Here is a 15,376-nt window from a genome sequence, read left to right on the forward strand (position 1 = left end):
CCCGCGCCCGGCGATCCGGGACGTTCAGTGAGAACGTTCCCATCAACAAGCGGTCAAAACGATCTGGGAGACCTCGATGCCAAACTGGAAGAAAAAACTAAGTTTATGCGCAGCCGCTCTTTGTACTGCCGCGGTCAGCCTCTCGCTCACCGCCCCGTCGGCATCAGCGCAGGACAAGAAGTTCAAAATCTACCTGAGCATGAGCTACAGCGGCAACTCTTGGCAGTCGGAGGCAGCCAACATCGTCAAGGCGCTTGCCGCCACCCCACCCTACGACAAGACGGTGGAACTGACCCAGGTGATCTCGGGCACGGATCCCCAGGCGCAGATCGCCGCGTATGAGAGCATGATTGCCGCCAAGGCCGACGGCATTATCAGCTTTCCGATTTCTTCCACTGCCCTCAATCGCGTCATCCACAAAGGCTGTGAGAAAGGCGTGAAGTTCTTCATGTACGACGCGACTGTCACCGAGCCCTGCGCCTACAACGTCAGCTACATTACCGCGGGCTTCGGCGAGAACAGCGCTCAGGCCCTGGTCAATGCGCTCGGCGGCAAAGGCAAGATCTTCCTCAGCCGCGGCGTTCCGGGCAACTCGGTCGACAAGCGCCACACCGATGGGGCCATGTCGATCTTCAAGAAGTATCCCGGCATCCAGGTCGTGGACGAATATTATTCCTTCTGGGACGACCGTACGACCCAGCAGGAAACAGCCAAGGCGCTTGCTGCGCATCCGGACGTCGACGGCATCTGGGCTCAGGCCGGTGAATACGGTGCGATCCAGGCCCTCATGGACAAGGGAAGCAAACTGGTGCCGATGACGGGTGAAAACTCGAATGGCTTCCGCCTCGCGCTGGCCAATCCGGATTTCCAGAAGCGCGGCCTGAAAGGCGTTTCCGCTGGCTCGCCGCCGGCCAGCGCGGGCTATGCTTTCAAGCTGATGATGGAAGCCCTGACCGGAAAGCGCGATCTCAAGCCGGGCAACATCGAATATCCTCTGCCGTGGGTGCCCGCCGACCAGGTCAAGCTGTGCAAAGGCCAGACGTTCGAAGATGGTTGTAATGCCTTCCCGGAAGGCGTTGTGCCCAGTTCCTTCGTGACGGAGGTGTTCAGCCCGACGCTGCTGCCGGAGCTTTCCATCCAGTCGGCGCTCGAAGGCAAGCCAACGCCAGGCGCGACCATCCAGCCTTTGCCGGCCGATGTTCCGAAAGCCGCCGACGAGCCCGGCATCAACTGCCAGAAGTGCGAGCCGCCAGCAGACCAGTACAAGCTGACCAAGGTTCAGCCGACCGTCAATCCGTAATGGTCAAGGCGGGCGGCGTCACGCCGCCCGCTCCATCTTCTTAGAGAACGAGGACGAACATGCCCAACTATCTCAAGCGCGGCCAGGACGCGAGCACAGTGGCGGCGGTCGACGCCAGGACGCGATTGACCGTTGAAAATATTCTTGCCGACGTCGAGGCGAGAGGCGACGCGGCCGTGCGCGAGCTCTCTGAAAAATTCGACAACTGGTCGCCCGAAAGCTTTCGCCTTTCCGAGCAGGACATTGAAAAAGCCTTGTCCGCGGTTGCTCCGCGCGATCTCGAAGACATCCGCTTCGCCCAAGCGCAAGTGCGCAACTTTGCCCAGCATCAGCGCGACTCCATCAGGGATATTGAAGTCGAGACCCTCCCCGGTGTCGTACTCGGCCACCGCAACATTCCAGTCAATGCCGTTGGCTGTTATGTGCCTGGCGGCAAATATCCGATGGTTGCCTCGGCGCATATGAGCGTGGTCACGGCGCGCGTGGCCGGCGTCAAGCGCGTGATTGCTTGCGCACCGCCTTTCCACGGCGGTCCGCATCCGGCGATCGTCGCCGCCATGCATCTGGGCGGCGCCGACGAAATCTACGTGCTTGGCGGTGTGCAGGCGGTTGCCGCAATGGCGCTCGGCACCGACACGATCGCGCCGGTCGATATGCTGGTCGGTCCTGGCAATGCCTTTGTCGCCGAAGCCAAGCGCCAACTCTTCGGACGCGTCGGTATCGACCTCTTCGCCGGTCCGACCGAAACCCTGATCATTGCCGACGAAAGCGTTGACGGCGAGATCTGCGCAACCGATCTGCTCGGCCAGGCCGAACATGGGCCGACCTCGCCCGCCGTCTTGCTTACCACCTCCGAGAAGCTCGCCCGGGCAACAATGGCCGAAATCGAAAGGCAGCTTCTGAGGTTGCCGACGGCGGAACTCGCCGGCAAGGCATGGGCAGACTATGGCGAAGTGATCGTATGCGAGTCCGATGAGGAGATGGTGCGCGAGGCGGACCGCATCGCTTCCGAGCATGTGCAGGTCATGACGCGCGACCCCGATTACTTCTTGAACAACATGACCAACTACGGCGCCTTGTTCCTTGGGCCTCGCACGAATGTGGCCTTTGGCGACAAGGTCATCGGCACCAACCACACGCTGCCGACCAAGAAAGCAGCCCGCTACACCGGCGGACTGTGGGTCGGTAAATTTCTCAAGACCTGCACATACCAGCGGATCCTCACCGACGAGGCCAGTGGACTGGTCGGCGAATATTGCGCGAGGTTGTGCATGCTGGAAGGTTTTGCCGGACACGCGGAGCAGGCCAATATCCGCGTGCGGCGCTACGGCGGCCGAAACGCCGCTTGACGACCTTGAACAAAGCACGTCGAAACATGGTTCGCCGCTAAAACTGGAGCCTAGCAGCCATGACCGAAGTCGCCCTGGAGGAGCCTCATACGCCCCGCATAACGGTGAAAGATTTGGCAAGACAATTGGGCATGTCGGTATCCACGGTTTCACGAGCCTTTTACGAGGACGCTGTGATCGCACCAAAGACGCGCGCGAGGATCCTCGCGCGCGCGGCGGAACTCGGCTACCAGCCCAATCCGCTCGCACGCGGCCTCATCACCAAGAGCAGCCGCATCGTCGGCATCGTCGTGTCCGACATCACCAATCCATTCTATCCCGAAGTGCTGACGCGATTGACGGGAAAGCTGCAAGCCCTGGACCTGAATGTGATGCTGGTGGTGACCGACCCAAAGCGCAGCGAGGACGAGACGCTTCGCGTCCTGCTTTCTTATCACCCCGACGTGGTGATCATCCTGGCCACGACGCTTTCTTCGGCATCGTCCGATGCTTGCCGCAAGGTTGGTACGCCGGTCGTGTTCTTCAACCGCTACGATGCAAGCCAGCGCTCTTATGCGGTGACTTGCGACAACGAACTCGGCGGCAGGACGGTCGCCGACCACCTGATCGATCTCGGACACAGACGTTTGGCCTTTGTCGCCGGCTTGCCGAATGCCTCGACCAACGTCGATCGCTGGAAAGGTTTTCATGCCCGCTGCCTGGAAAGAGGCGTGCAGGCCCCTCTCAGCAGCGTAGGGGAGGAATTCAGCTACGCGGCCGGCTATGCCGCGGCGCATGGGTTTCTCTCGTCCGACGAACCGCCGACCGCGCTTTTCTGTGCGAACGATATCCTGGCGATCGGCGCCATGGACGCGGCAAGGCGCGATTTTGGCCTTTCGATACCGAACCGTCTGTCTGTAGTCGGTTTCGATGACATCGCGATGGCCTCCTGGCCGTCGCACGATCTCACAACTGTTGGTCAGCCGATGGAATTGATGGTCGAACGGACCGTGGATCTGACTCTGTCTCTGTCACGCAACGATGCCAGTCAGCCCGCCCTGCAGCGCATTCCGGGAAAACTTGTTGAACGCAGCACCACGAGGGCCATCGATGGCAGGCAATAAGTCTTCTCTTTCGATGCTGGACTGGGCGGCGCAAATTCATGGCCCGGACTGTGCTGGCTTTGGCCCCGCTCGCGAAGTCGCGGCCTTGTCGCTGCCTGAAGGTGTGGCGGATGAGGTGGTCGCCTATGGCCTCGAGGCCCGGCAGGTTTACAACGGTCTTAAGCGTTTGATCGGCCAGGTCGCTGGCCTGATGATCCTGCTGCAGGCAAGCGGCCGCCGCGAAGTGCTCGATCTTCCGTCGATCGCCAGTGCTGCGGAATTGTTCGACGAACTCCGCGAACGCCTTTCGAAGTTGCGGACAACGTCTCGCCTTGATGGGCATCTGCAGCAGTTGATCAGCGCACAAAGGCTCGTGGGCGCCTGCCTTGCCGTCTTGCGTAGGCAACAAACTGCCAAGGATGCCCCAGACCTCGCAGAGCCGCTCGGAAATATATCAGCGGCTTACAGGCATCTTCAATCGGCGTCCGAGGATCGCTTCGGCATGACCATGGTCGACTTCAGGCATTCTTGTTGCAACTGCGGCGCCGAAACCCGCCTATAACGACTAGGGAGGAAATGAAATAATGTCACAGTATTCGATCTGGGTTCTCGAATATTCCTACGTCTCCAAATACCACAAGAGCGGCGTTCTCTACGGCGCGCACAACCAAGGCTACGTCAAACTCCCCTATTGCTATGCCCTGATCAAAGGAAACGGGCACGTCGCCATGGTGGATGTCGGCTACAACGACAAGGAATATGGCAAGCACCTTGGCGACAAGTTCGGTGTCGAGAACTGGCGTTCTCCGAAGGAGGTTCTCGCCGGGGTTGGCCTCACACCCGAGGATGTTGATACCGTCTTCATCACCCATGCCCATTTCGACCATTTCGGCAATGTCGAGGATTTTCCGAAGGCGAAATTCTACATTCAGGAACGGGAGATCGCGAAGTGGACCTGGGCGATGTCGCTGCCTGACAGGCTCCGCTGGATGATGGTGGCTGTCGATCCCGGTGACATCATCCGCGGCGTCGATCTTGCGCGCCAGAAACGGCTCATTTGCGTCGATGGCACCGTAGAGAACGCTCTTCCGGGGATCGACCTTCATGTCGCCTACGACAGCCACACCTTTGCGTCCATGTGGGTCAATGTCCGCAACGACGGCAAGGCGCAGTCTTCCGACGCCTGGGTGCTCGCCGGCGACCTCGTTTATGTCTTCGAGAATGTCGAAGGCCCAGGGGGCGTCGTCGATGTCGATACGCCGATGTATGTGCCGGTCGGTCTTGCTCTTGGTAGCCAGCAGAATTTGCTGATGGCCACCGAAGCGATGATGAAACAGGTCGGCTATGAAGCGCAACGTGTCATTCCAGTACACGAGGAAAGGCTCAAGGACCGCTTTCCGTCGCGGATCACCAAGGACGGACTGCGCATTTCGGAAATCTGCCTGGCTGACGGCGAGACGTCCAAGGTACGATGATGACAAGGGAGTTGAAGCAAGTCGCCGTTATCGGCGGCGGACTGGTCGGAAGCGGCTGGGCGGTCGTCTTTGCGCGTGCCGGCATCCCGGTCCGTTTCTTCGACGCAAGTGAAGACATCCGGCGAGGCGCGCCCTCTCGTATCCGCGCGAGTCTTTCGGACATGCAAGAGTTCGGCCTGGTCAGCGATGTCGATGCAATCGCGCAACGCATCGAAGTGGTCGACAGCTTGGTCGATGCAGTATCGGCGGCTGACTACGTGCAGGAATCAGTCTTCGAACGCGTCGACGTAAAAAAGGCAGTGTCCGCAGAGATCGGCGCGGCCATCCGTGACGATGCGGTGGTTGGCAGTTCAAGTTCAGGCATCCCGGCTTCTGCGTTTACGGACCAGGCTCCCAGGCGATCGCGCTTTCTAATCGCCCACCCGGTCAATCCGCCGCATCTGGTGCCACTTGTCGAACTGGTACCCGCGCCATGGACAGATCCGGAAATCGTTCCATGGCTGCGCGCGGCGATGGAGCAAGTCGGACAGGTGCCGATCGTCGTCAACCGTGAGATCGAAGGCTTTATTCTCAACCGCCTTCAGGGTGCGCTACTGAACGAGGCCTGGGCGCTGCTGGATGCGGGCTTGGCCAGTGTGGCCGACATCGATCGAACAGTTGCTCATGGTCTCGGCCTGCGCTGGTCGTTCATGGGACCGTTCGAGACGATCGATCTGAATGCGCCCGGTGGGATAGACGATTACGCGCAACGTTTGGGAACGCTTTACCACTCGATCGCGCAGGATCGCCGCGATCCGAAACCTTGGTCCCCTGATCTGATAAGACTCGCCACGGCCGAGCGCCGGAAAATACTGGCAAAGCCAGAGCTCGAGGCCCGTTCGGCATGGCGCAACCGTCGGCTTATGGCTCTGGTTTCTCATAAACGGGGTCAGCCGGAGCGCTAGAATTTCTCCGGTCCGCAAGAAGCGATCGAGGTCACATGATGTATGGGAAACGGAGGCAGAGGCTGGCGAAATAGCGCCGTTGCCGCCCTTCGTTGCGCTCCAGCTGAAGCACCTTTTCATGGCGCTTTGAGCAAGTGCCTATGGATGTGCCTCTTCGGGGCGAGCGAGCATCATGAGATCACCGACGGTTTTCTGATCGGCAAGCGTCCAAAGCGTATCAGAAAGCGAATCTGCGGCAAGTGTCGGGCAACCGTATCGCGCGAGGGCGGCAAATTTCTCCCGGAGTGCTGCGTCCGACATGGGCCGGGCGAGGCTGCCAGTAGCAACTTTTTCGGACGTCACTGCAGAAGAGCCATCCGCATATCTAATTGAGACATGAGCGGCTTCGACCGACGCGCCGGCGTCGACCTCGACTGGGCGCACCTTGGCACGGAGAGCCTTGACCTGCGGATCGTTCACCGCGGCATCGCTGAAGTCTTCCGCACCCGCATGGCCGCGCAACAGACTGACGGCCACCGCATGCTGGGCGCTCACTTGCGCCTCGCGCCCCGTGGTGACTTCGGGGCGATCGGCGCGGGCCTTGAGCAAGGGGGCGCCGCGCACGACAACCCCGGCAATCTGGCTTGCTGAGAAATTGGCGGTGGCACGAGCGGTGAGGCAAGCGTCGATCACAGGGTTCAGCACCACTCCGCAGGGGTATGGCTTGAACATATTGCGCATGATTTCCCACTCAGCGCCCAGTCCGTCCTCGATCCGCTCAGGCTTAGTATGGTCCGAGCAGACTTTGAGGAAGCCGCGCGGCCCTTCGAGCGGCTGCGGCGGCCCTTCGACCCCGCACTGTGCCATTAGGGCGGAGGTGAGCCCCCCGCGCGCCGCATTGCCGACGCCAGTGCTCTTGGCCATGAAGCCGAGGGTCTCGACGAGGCCTGAAGCTTGTGCCGAGGCATTGCCAAGTGCCCAGAGTATCTCGTCTTCGCCAAGATCAAGGAGCTTCGCCGCAGCCACGGCGGCGCCGAAGATCCCGCATGTGGATGTGATGTGCCAGCCGCGGTCGTAGTGGTCAGGCGAGACTGCATTGCCGATGCGGCAAGCGACCTCCACCCCGAGAGCAAAGGCATGAAGCAATTCCACTCCACTGACCGGGCGCATTTCCGCAAGTGCCAGCAAGACGGGCAGGACGGGCGCGGTGGGATGGATAATCGTGCCAGCATGGGTGTCGTCGAAATCGAAGACATTTATCGCCGCGGCGTTCAGGAACGCGGCCGTCAACGCGTCCCGGCGCTGGGCGTGGCCGATGACGGTCGCGGTCTCGCCGGCCGAAAAAGGCGCGAGGCTTTTGGTCAGCCGCAGCACCGCCTGATCGGACGAGCCACCGAGCGCCGTTCCAAAGCCATTGAAGACGGCCTTCATCGCGTGCGCGCGGACCGGTTCCGGGATGTCCTCCCAGCGTGAGCGATGCACGAAAGCCGCGAGCCGGCGCGAGAGGCCTGCTGCGGAAGGCTGTAGGATGCCGCCGGTCATGAGCGCGTATCCGATCCGCACATTGCCAGGATCAACTCTTCGCCTTGGCGCCGGCGACCGTCACGCCGGCCCAGCCCTCTATTGGCTTGATGATTTCGGTAAGGTCGGCATCCGCGCCCAGATCGCTCTTTGCCACCGTCAGAAGTTGCCGTACCGCGCCGCCCACGATCATCGGCACGCCGAGCGCGTCGCTTTCCTCGAGGCAGAGACGAATATCCTTCGCAGACAGACCAATCGAGAAGCCGAAATCGAAGCTGCGCGTCAGCACGAATTTCGGAATCTTGGTCATCGTCGCATTCGAGCTTCCGCTGCCCGAATTGATCACCTCGATCAGGATATCGGGATCGAGCCCGGCCTTGGTGGCGAGCACCAGCGCCTCAGAGGCAATGGACAGCGCCGTGACCGACATCAGATTGTTGATCACCTTCATCATCTGCCCCATGCCCGGCTCGGCGCCGACATGGATCGGCTTGCCGAGTGTCTCGAGGATCGGTCGCACCGTCTCCATTGTCGACACGTCGCAGGCGACCATCATGGCGAGAGTGCCCTTCTCGGCGCCGCCGACGCCCCCGCTTACCGGACAGTCGACCGTCGTAATGCCAGCGGCCTTCAGGCCTTCGGCCACCTGCCGCTCGGTGCGCGGGCCGGTGGTCGACAGGTCGATGACGATCTTTGCGCCCTTGCCCGAGACAAGCCCATTGGACCCAAGCGCCACGGCATGCACGATCTCTGGCGTTGGAAGCGACAAGAGGATCACATCGGACAGGCCCATCAGTTCCGCCGGGGTCTTGGCCCTTCCCGCGCCCTCTCTCGTCAACGCCGAGACGACAGCGTCGTTGGTGTCGTAGACGCTTACTGTGTAGCCGGCCGCAATAAGCCGCTTCACCATCGGCATTCCCATGCGTCCAATACCGGCAAAACCCAGTTTAAGGTTAGTCATCGTGATCTCCGCTTTATAGGTTGGGTGCAGATCGCGTCTGCGCGCTCAAGGCGCTGCCGCAATCGGATCGAGGTCCAGGCGCACGATATCGTTGACCCCTGGCAACGCGGCCGGATAGCGCGTCAGGACGAGCGGGTCGTGGCCAGGAATGACATGTTTGGGCGAACTCGCGAGCCTGCGCATGGTGGCGTAGCCCTCCAGCATGTCGGTAGCGCTCTCCAGCACCGGGAAGGGTCGGTTCTGCTCGAAATTGGCGTAGAAGTGCGAAGCGTCCGAGCCAATCACCACCCAGCCGCGCGCCGTCTTCACCCGGACCACCTGCAATCCCTTCGAGTGGCCGCCGACGCGATGCACCGTGAGGTTCGGGGCGATCTCGCTCACCCCATCGTGGAACGCCACCCGCCCGGCGAAGAGCTTGGCGACCATGCTCGCCACGTCTTCGTAGGCGAAGGGGTGGCGCAGATAGTCATGGCACATGCAACGCCCGGTGCAATAAGCCATCTCCACGTCCTGAACGTGGTAGCGGGCATGCGGAAACAGGTCGTGGTTGCCCGCATGATCGAAATGCATATGCGACAGGATGACGTCCTCGACCTTGTCGGGGTCGATGCCGATCATCTTCAGCCCCTCGTCGACCGGCCGCAGCAAATGCCGCTGCCGCTTCTGCGCCACCTTGGCGTCGAAGCCGGTGTCGAACACGAAGGTTCGCGTCTTGCCGACGATGGCCCAGACAAAGTAGTCCAGCGGCATCGGACCATCATGCGGATCGCCGCCGATGAAATTCGCGGCTGCATTGCGGTCGTGGTGACCGTAGCGAACGGCGTAGAGTTCGTAGGTCTCATCCATGTGTGGCTCCTTTCGCCGCCAGCCCGCCGTTGTGCCGGATCACGTCGATCCGGATCCGATTAGCTGGCAAGCCATCCTCCCTCGACCGGAAGCATGGCTCCGGTCATGTCGCGGCCAATCGGCCCGCAGAGAAAAACCAGGAGATCGGACACGCTCTGCGGCGAGACGAAGCTGCCGCCCGGCTGCTTGCCCTCCAGGAACAGGCGCTCTGCCGCACTGCGGTCAATGCCTCGATCCACCATCAATTCTTCCACCCGGCTTTCGGTGCCGGGTGTCAGGACCGAACCTGGGCAGAGGCTGTGGCAAGTGACGTCGACGTCCAGGTTCTCCAAGGCCACGGCCCGCGTCAGGCCCAGGATAGCCGATTTCGTTGTCACATAGCCGACGCGACCTGCCGTGCCGCGCATGCCGTAGACGGAGGTTATATTGAAGACACGACCGAAGTTCTGCGCCCGCATCCTCGGCAGCAACAACCGGACAGCATGGAAAATGGCCGAGAGGTTCACGGCCAGCGCCAAATCCCATTGTTCGGGCGGAAAATCCATGATCGACGCAAAATGCCTTACGACCGCGTTGTTGATCAGAATGTCGACCCCGCCAAGTTCGACGCCGGCGGCTGCAACGAGCGACTCCACACCCGTTGGCGTGGACAGATCGGCCCTGTGATAGGCAATCTGCGCGCCAGTCCTGCGGACAAGTGCTTCACGCTGCGGCTCAACCGCGTCAGGCGCTTCGAGCCCATGCAGCATGACGCTGCAGCCGGCCTCGGCAAGCCGAGTGGCGATCGCTTGTCCCAACCCCCCGGTGGAACCGGTGATCAGTGCGCGGCGTCCGCTCAGAGCCTTCGCCTGGACAGGAAGCACCGGCGGTGCCGTCTCCTCCACGCTCATACCCTGCTCCGCTGCTCTGTGAGCATCATCAACGTCCTCATCCTTGGCCGATACAGGGCTGCGCGGCGATTCATATCTGTTACCGGTAACAGATTTCAAGCTTAGAGCAGCGACGTCAGCGATGCAACGGGTGATACCGGATATCTGAAGTCAGGTGCTTTCGCGCTGGATCAATTCGAATTTCAGATCGATCACGCTGCCCCGCAGATGCTCGGCGCCGTCGATGATTCGACTCAGCAGGATTCGCGCCGTCCGTTCGCCGATGTCATAGCGCGGCAGCCTCAGCGTGCTGACGGAGGGGCTGACGTGGCGCAGAAGGTCCACGTCGTCGAAGCTTGCCAGAGCGATCCGGCCCGGGACCGGCCAACCGCGCTTCTGGCATTCAAAGAGGGCGCCGACGGCCAGCACGTCGCCTGCGCAAAACAGCGCATCGACTTCCGGCACGCTCTGCACAACGCGTGCCATGACTTCCGCCCCGGCAGCGAGACCTCGCTCGGTCTCCAGTACTATGCGGGGGTCGGGATCGAGCCCAAGCTGGTTCAACGCGGCATGATAGCCTTGCAGCCGATCCTGCGAGCGGTCGTTGTGCACCGAGTAAAGACTGGCGAAAGCAATCTTGCGGTATCCAAGCCGGCCGAGATGCATCGTCATCGCATAGGACGCTTCACGGTTGGAAAAACTGACCACCATATCCAGCGGTTCTTCCGGTATATTGCCGTTTTCGACCACGGGTATGCCCGATTTTCGGATTTTCTCCGCCGCTTGCGGTGTATGCTCGGTGCTGTGCAGGACCAGGCCGCTCACCCGCTGACTGAGGAAGATATTAATCAATTCTTCCTCTTCGTTGGGGTCATAGCCGGACTCGGCGATCATCAGCTGAAAGCCCGAGCGCTTGAGCACTTCCGACAGGCCTTTGACCGTTTGCGTATAGATCGAGTTGTCGATGCTCGGCACGATGAGGCCGATCGTCGTGGACCGATTCGAAGAGAGGCTGCCGGCCAGGTGGTTCGGCAAATAGCCGATCTCGCGAACCACCCGCAGTACCCGTTCGCGCATCTCCTCGGAGACTTTGCCGGGCCCGTTCAGCACTCTTGAAACGGTCATGGTGGAGACGCCGGCGCGAGCCGCGACGTCTCGCATCCTGGCGCTGCCCGTCTGCGGGTTTCCGTCTCCAGATGATCTTTTCGGCATTCCTGTCACAATCCGACGTGGCGACAGAAATCAAATCATTGCACGGACACACAAACAAGCCTTGGCGGCAGAAATCTGTAATTTTGTTGTTACCGCTACCAAAACAGGGTATTGGCTGACAGGATTTTGCGCATTCAGGATGCCGTGGCGATCGCAATGGACAGAACAGCGAACAACCAAGCGGACAAGGCGGTGCTGCGCTATGTGGCGGCGGCCCGGCCGGCGCAACAGGCGATCAGCCAGACACTGACGCAGGTCGGGGGCTATGCGCTGTTGCTGATGACGTCGCGCAGCCGCGCAGCGCTTGCTGAAGGCGCGCTCGCCGGCGCGCGGGACGCAGCGATGCGAGCATTCGAAGAGGTGCGCGCGCTTGTGGCTCCAGACATCGCCAGACATCATCATTACCACCTGCGTGGCGCCGCCGAGACGCTCCTCCAGGCCTGTGTCGCGGCACTGGCTTACAGCCGCATCGACGCCTCCGAGCAAAGCGACGCGCTCGTGCGGACGTTGCGGGCATCAAGCGATCACCTTCGAACGACGACCCGTCTGTTGCCGGGCTTCGAACTTGTCGATTTCGGGCAGGCCTGCTGCGCAACCCACGCGCCGAAGCGCCTGCTGCAGAACGTCACCTAGGCCAATTGTATCAGGGAGGAAAGTATGGCGGATTACTCGATTTGGGTGCTCGAATATGCGGCGGTGGAGAAATTCCCCTTCAGCGTGATGATGTACGGCCCCCAGCATCAGGGCACGCGCAAACTGCCCTATGCCTACGTGTTGCTTAAGGGAAAGGGCGAGACGATCCTGATCGACACCGGCTACGATCACGTAGCCTATGGCGAGCAATTGGCGACCGCCTACGGGGTCTCGAACTATCACGAGCCGCGAGCGGTCCTGGCCGAGTGCGGTGTCAGCCCGGAAGACGTGACCAGCGTCTTCATCACGCATGCCCATTTCGACCATATGGGCGCCATCCATCTGTTTCCAAACGCAAAATTCTATATTCAGAAAAGCGAACTGGACAAATGGATCTGGGCTCTGACCTTGAGCCCTGAATATCGTTTCCTGACCGGCGGCGGCGATCCGGCCGATATCGTACGCGCCGTCGAGGCGGCGAAGGAAGGCCGGATGATCTGCATCGACGGCGACCAGGAGGATGTCCTGCCGGGCATCGACGTCCATCTGGCCGCGGATACCCATACCTATGGCAGCATGTACGTCACCGTCCGCAACGACGGCGCCAAGAATGGTGAGGACAAGTGGATCTTCGCGGGCGACCTGATCTACACATACGACAACCTGACCGGCCTCGATCCTGAAGCGCCGCAGATCGTGCCGATTGGCCTTGCCGTCGGAAGTCAGCACAATTTGATCTTCGCCAGCGCGCAAATGCTGAAGTTGGTGGGTGGCGAGGTGCGGCGGGTGATTCCTGTCCACGAGGATCGGCTGCGCACCACATTTCCTTCGCGGCTCACCGACAAGGGCTTGCAGGTCGTGGAGATCGCACTCGCGAAGGGCGAGAAGAGCTGGGTCGGCTGAGCCAGAGCGACAGGGCGCAGGCGCCCTGCCCCAAACTGTGGCAATGCTCTGGCGAGGCCGGATTGCCACGAGCCTCAGACGCTACCGAGCATACACCGCTCCTCAAATCCGACATCCGCATGGTGTCGGATTTGAGTCATGCCCTGCTTTTTCAGAGTTGGTCCGCGCCTGCCACGAAGCCGCCACCATCGATCACGATGGCCTGGCCGGTGATGAACGAGGCTGCATCCGAGGCAAGGAACAGCACAAGTTGGGCTATCTCCGACGGATCACTGATGCGCCCCATGGGAATCATCGGCAAAACGGTATCTTTCGCGCTCTGCTCGCTGCCGAACATGCCGCTCAACAGCGGCGTCATGACCGAGCCGGGAGCGATGGCGTTGACCCGGATGTTCTTGCGGGCCACTTCCAGCGCGACCGAGTTCGTCAGACCGATCACGCCCCATTTGCTTGCGCAATAGACGGCGGTGGTGGCGAAACCCATGACACCGAACAGCGAAGACGTGTTGACGATCGCACCTCCGCCCTTCGCTGTCATATGCGGGACCTGATGCCTTAGCCCATTGAAAATCCCACGCAAATTGACGTCCATCAGGAAATCATAGTCCGCGTCGTCCAGTTCGTGCACGGGCGCCGTCTTGCCGGGCACACCCGCATTGTTGAAGGCGACATCGATCCTGCCGAAACGGTCGAAGGCCTTCTGGTGCAGCATGGCCATCGCCTTGCTGTCGCGCACGTCGGTTTCCATGAACTCGATCTCGACACCAAGCGGCCTCACCTCTTCCTTGAGGCTCTCTCCGAATTTGGCGCCGATCCCCGAAACGTAGAGATTGGCACCCGCCCGGGCGAACGCCAGCGCGGTGGCGCGGCCAATGCCGGTCGTTCCACCGATCAAGATGACGTTCTTCCCGGAATAATCGTACTTCACTTGCATGGTTGGTCCTCCTGTAGTCCGCGACCGCAAGATACCCGCGGCAAAATTCACCTGCGCCCTCGCCATCCATAGCCTTGACGTGATACCGCTAACAAGAGAAAATAAGCAAAGACGCAAGGAAGGCGGCAATGGCTGTTTGTTTTTGAACGAAAAGTGGATTTTAGAGTGATTTCAGGCTGTCCGGCTTCCGACTTTTCAAATGTGAACGTGATACCGCTATCAAATACGAGGGTCCAAACCCTGAGCAAAACCGTAGAATCTGATCTGCTGGCGCTGCTCGACCTTGGACAGGCATACCGCTTCGGTGCACTTTAGCCGCCGAGCGGGTCTTTAGAATGCGAGGGCAACCAATTCATTGAGCCCTCGTGCAAGGAAGGCGCCGGCTCCGTCGTGGGGACGGCCTGAAACGAAAGGGAGGAGTTTCCAAATGTACAAACTACTGCTTGCCGCTTTGACGGCCAGCGCCATGATGGTTGCCACCGTCGCTGAGGCGAAAACGCTTGGCGTCGTTGCACTTCTGGCCAACGATGCGCTCAATATAGCCGTCATTGGCGGCGCGACCGAGGCCGCCAAGGCTGCCGGCTGGGATGTCAAGGTGACGGATACCCAGGCCAGCGCGGACCAAGCGAACGCTGCAATGAATTCTTTCGCCGCGCAAAAAGTCGACGCGATCTTCGTGCTCGCCTTTGCCAGCAGCTCCATCGGCTCCGGTCTCGCCGCGGCGCGCGACGCAGGCATTCCCGTCGCCACGTGGGGCGGCGAAATCGTTCCCGGCATCGTGGTGACGACCAGCGGCCGCCAGGTCGGCGACGATTCGGTGAAATTCCTGACCGATAAGGTCGGTGGGAAGGCCGACGTCCTGGCGATGACCTTCCACCCCGGAAAGCTCTGCATCGACCGCGGCGTTGCCTTCGATGAGGGCGTGAAGGGCAAGTCCGACGTCAAGGTCAACTACAGTGAAGTGACGGCGCCGGGACAGGTCCAGTTCGGCAACGCGACCGCCGCCGCTTGGCTCACGGCGCACCCCGCCGGCGGGGACAAGCCGCTGGCCATCTGGGCCTGCTGGGACGAGCCGATGCAGGGGGCCGTTGCCGCCATGCGCCAGGCCGGCCGAACCGACGTCACCACCGTCTCCATCAACGGCAGCCCGCAAGCACTGCAACTGGTCAAGGAAGGAGACCTGACGGCGACCGTCTGGCAGCCGGCCTTCCAGGAAGGCAAGGAAGTGTTCCAGGCAGTACTCGACTCGATCAAGGCCGGCGCTTCCTGGCAGCCGAAGGATATCCAGATCCCCGGTATCGTGGTCACCAAGGACAATGTCGACAAGTTCATGGCCGACCATCCCAATGGAATGTGAGACCACTTTGC

The 15,376-nt window shown here is 61.0% G+C and carries 15 protein-coding genes; 9 read left to right on the forward strand and 6 right to left on the reverse strand.

Going from position 1 to position 15,376, the window contains the following annotated elements; genetic code table 11:
- Window positions 1-76 precede the first annotated feature (76 nt).
- Genes AC1DX4_RS23735 through AC1DX4_RS23760 form a run of 6 tightly spaced genes read left to right on the forward strand, consistent with a single transcriptional unit; the run spans window position 77 to window position 6,150 of the window.
- Window positions 77-1,300, forward strand: a complete 1,224-nt coding sequence (locus AC1DX4_RS23735; protein ID WP_477222602.1) for a sugar ABC transporter substrate-binding protein — start codon at window positions 77-79, stop codon at window positions 1,298-1,300.
- 59 nt (window positions 1,301-1,359) lie between these two features.
- On the forward strand, window positions 1,360-2,649 hold the full coding sequence (gene hisD, locus AC1DX4_RS23740; protein WP_477222603.1) for a histidinol dehydrogenase: 1,290 nt from the start codon (window positions 1,360-1,362) through the stop codon (window positions 2,647-2,649).
- Between the two features lie 59 nt (window positions 2,650-2,708).
- Window positions 2,709-3,752, forward strand: a complete 1,044-nt coding sequence (locus tag AC1DX4_RS23745; protein ID WP_477222604.1) for a LacI family DNA-binding transcriptional regulator — start codon at window positions 2,709-2,711, stop codon at window positions 3,750-3,752.
- Window positions 3,739-4,293 carry a hypothetical protein gene (locus AC1DX4_RS23750; RefSeq protein WP_477222605.1) on the forward strand — a complete coding sequence of 185 codons (555 nt, stop codon included), beginning with the start codon at window positions 3,739-3,741 and terminating at the stop codon, window positions 4,291-4,293. The genes AC1DX4_RS23745 and AC1DX4_RS23750 overlap by 14 nt, the downstream gene beginning before the upstream one ends.
- 22 nt (window positions 4,294-4,315) lie before the next feature.
- Window positions 4,316-5,206 (forward strand): N-acyl homoserine lactonase family protein, encoded by an 891-nt coding sequence (locus AC1DX4_RS23755; RefSeq protein ID WP_477222606.1) that lies wholly within the window; start codon window positions 4,316-4,318, stop codon window positions 5,204-5,206.
- Between the two features lie 11 nt (window positions 5,207-5,217).
- A complete protein-coding gene (locus tag AC1DX4_RS23760; protein WP_477222607.1) occupies window positions 5,218-6,150 on the forward strand; it encodes a 3-hydroxyacyl-CoA dehydrogenase in 933 nt (310 codons plus the stop codon).
- A gap of 138 nt (window positions 6,151-6,288) precedes the next feature.
- Here the strand turns inward: AC1DX4_RS23760 and AC1DX4_RS23765 are convergent, their stop codons facing one another.
- From AC1DX4_RS23765 to AC1DX4_RS23785, 5 genes are all read right to left on the reverse strand, one after another.
- Complete coding sequence (locus AC1DX4_RS23765) at window positions 6,289-7,671, reverse strand: MmgE/PrpD family protein (protein ID WP_477222608.1); 1,383 nt, start codon at window positions 7,669-7,671, stop codon at window positions 6,289-6,291.
- Window positions 7,672-7,702: 31 nt separating this feature from the next.
- Entirely contained in the window at window positions 7,703-8,611 is a 909-nt protein-coding gene (locus AC1DX4_RS23770) for an NAD(P)-dependent oxidoreductase (RefSeq protein WP_477222609.1), read from the reverse strand.
- A gap of 45 nt (window positions 8,612-8,656) precedes the next feature.
- Window positions 8,657-9,457 (reverse strand): N-acyl homoserine lactonase family protein, encoded by an 801-nt coding sequence (locus tag AC1DX4_RS23775; protein WP_477222610.1) that lies wholly within the window; start codon window positions 9,455-9,457, stop codon window positions 8,657-8,659.
- Between the two features lie 59 nt (window positions 9,458-9,516).
- Entirely contained in the window at window positions 9,517-10,347 is an 831-nt protein-coding gene (locus tag AC1DX4_RS23780) for an SDR family NAD(P)-dependent oxidoreductase (RefSeq protein ID WP_477222611.1), read from the reverse strand.
- A 150-nt stretch (window positions 10,348-10,497) separates the two neighbouring features.
- Window positions 10,498-11,538 carry a LacI family DNA-binding transcriptional regulator gene (locus AC1DX4_RS23785; protein WP_477222612.1) on the reverse strand — a complete coding sequence of 347 codons (1,041 nt, stop codon included), beginning with the start codon at window positions 11,536-11,538 and terminating at the stop codon, window positions 10,498-10,500.
- Window positions 11,539-11,649: 111 nt separating this feature from the next.
- Between AC1DX4_RS23785 and AC1DX4_RS23790 the strand changes: the two genes are divergently transcribed.
- Both AC1DX4_RS23790 and AC1DX4_RS23795 read left to right on the forward strand, forming a co-directional pair.
- Window positions 11,650-12,171, forward strand: coding sequence for a hypothetical protein (locus AC1DX4_RS23790; RefSeq protein ID WP_477222613.1), 522 nt, complete (start codon window positions 11,650-11,652; stop codon window positions 12,169-12,171).
- Window positions 12,172-12,195: 24 nt separating this feature from the next.
- Window positions 12,196-13,074 (forward strand): N-acyl homoserine lactonase family protein, encoded by an 879-nt coding sequence (locus tag AC1DX4_RS23795; RefSeq protein ID WP_477222614.1) that lies wholly within the window; start codon window positions 12,196-12,198, stop codon window positions 13,072-13,074.
- Window positions 13,075-13,225: 151 nt separating this feature from the next.
- On the opposite strand, the gene AC1DX4_RS23800 is transcribed toward AC1DX4_RS23795, so the two are convergent.
- Window positions 13,226-14,008: an SDR family NAD(P)-dependent oxidoreductase gene (locus tag AC1DX4_RS23800; protein ID WP_477222615.1), complete on the reverse strand. Its 783-nt coding sequence runs from the start codon at window positions 14,006-14,008 to the stop codon at window positions 13,226-13,228.
- A gap of 427 nt (window positions 14,009-14,435) precedes the next feature.
- Between AC1DX4_RS23800 and AC1DX4_RS23805 the strand changes: the two genes are divergently transcribed.
- A complete protein-coding gene (locus tag AC1DX4_RS23805; protein WP_477222616.1) occupies window positions 14,436-15,365 on the forward strand; it encodes a sugar ABC transporter substrate-binding protein in 930 nt (309 codons plus the stop codon).
- Window positions 15,366-15,376 lie beyond the last annotated feature (11 nt).

This window comes from Mesorhizobium sp. P3_A8 (assembly GCF_056402995.1).

Coding starts and splice junctions, on each gene's coding strand:
- AC1DX4_RS23755 (WP_477222606.1), top strand. CDS start 4,316: ATGTCACAGTATTCGATCTGGGTTCTCGAATATTCCTACGTCTCCAAA.
- AC1DX4_RS23805 (WP_477222616.1), top strand. CDS start 14,436: ATGTACAAACTACTGCTTGCCGCTTTGACGGCCAGCGCCATGATGGTT.
- AC1DX4_RS23775 (WP_477222610.1), bottom strand. CDS start 9,457: ATGGATGAGACCTACGAACTCTACGCCGTTCGCTACGGTCACCACGAC.
- AC1DX4_RS23785 (WP_477222612.1), bottom strand. CDS start 11,538: ATGCCGAAAAGATCATCTGGAGACGGAAACCCGCAGACGGGCAGCGCC.
- AC1DX4_RS23795 (WP_477222614.1), top strand. CDS start 12,196: ATGGCGGATTACTCGATTTGGGTGCTCGAATATGCGGCGGTGGAGAAA.
- AC1DX4_RS23770 (WP_477222609.1), bottom strand. CDS start 8,611: ATGACTAACCTTAAACTGGGTTTTGCCGGTATTGGACGCATGGGAATG.
- AC1DX4_RS23735 (WP_477222602.1), top strand. CDS start 77: ATGCCAAACTGGAAGAAAAAACTAAGTTTATGCGCAGCCGCTCTTTGT.
- AC1DX4_RS23765 (WP_477222608.1), bottom strand. CDS start 7,671: ATGACCGGCGGCATCCTACAGCCTTCCGCAGCAGGCCTCTCGCGCCGG.
- AC1DX4_RS23745 (WP_477222604.1), top strand. CDS start 2,709: ATGACCGAAGTCGCCCTGGAGGAGCCTCATACGCCCCGCATAACGGTG.
- AC1DX4_RS23780 (WP_477222611.1), bottom strand. CDS start 10,347: ATGAGCGTGGAGGAGACGGCACCGCCGGTGCTTCCTGTCCAGGCGAAG.
- hisD (WP_477222603.1), top strand. CDS start 1,360: ATGCCCAACTATCTCAAGCGCGGCCAGGACGCGAGCACAGTGGCGGCG.
- AC1DX4_RS23800 (WP_477222615.1), bottom strand. CDS start 14,008: ATGCAAGTGAAGTACGATTATTCCGGGAAGAACGTCATCTTGATCGGT.
- AC1DX4_RS23750 (WP_477222605.1), top strand. CDS start 3,739: ATGGCAGGCAATAAGTCTTCTCTTTCGATGCTGGACTGGGCGGCGCAA.